Genomic DNA, 495 nt, shown 5'->3' on the forward strand with positions numbered 1-495 from the left:
ATTGAAGTTAGGAATTGAAGAAAAGGTAGTAGATGAATTACTAAAAATAATAGGTAAAAACATAGTTCCTAAAAATCAATTCAATGAAGTGAATGAGGTTAAAAAGCAACTGGCTATCAGATGGTTCAAACTTTAGTAGTATAATATGGAAAAACAAAGAAAAGCTACTAAATGAAATGCAGAAAACAATAACAGTTGGAATAATATCTGGTAAGACACCTTATAGCTTATCAGAAGACTTTGCAAGGGTAATGAATGTAGACAAGAGCAGAGCAAGAGTGCTATTACAGACTGAAAGTGCAAGAGTAAGAAGTATGGCAGAAATTGAAAGCTATAAGCAGATGGAAGTTAGCAAGTATCAGATAATAGCTACATTAGATGATAGAACTTTTGACATATGCCAAAGTATGGATATGAAGGTATTTGATGTCAAAGATTATGAAGTTGGAGTTACTGCTCCACCTTTCCACCCAAATTGCAGAAGTACCAAAGTGC

At 33.3% G+C, this 495-nt stretch carries 1 protein-coding gene; it reads left to right on the forward strand.

Annotated elements, in window-relative coordinates:
• Positions 1-92: 92 nt before the first annotated feature.
• Positions 93-495: minor capsid protein (locus AWT65_RS06295; RefSeq protein WP_198142970.1), on the forward strand; the 403-nt coding region annotated here is incomplete at its 3' end.

The sequence above is a fragment of the Sneathia sanguinegens genome (assembly GCF_001517935.1).
Taxonomy (GTDB): domain Bacteria; phylum Fusobacteriota; class Fusobacteriia; order Fusobacteriales; family Leptotrichiaceae; genus Sneathia; species Sneathia sanguinegens.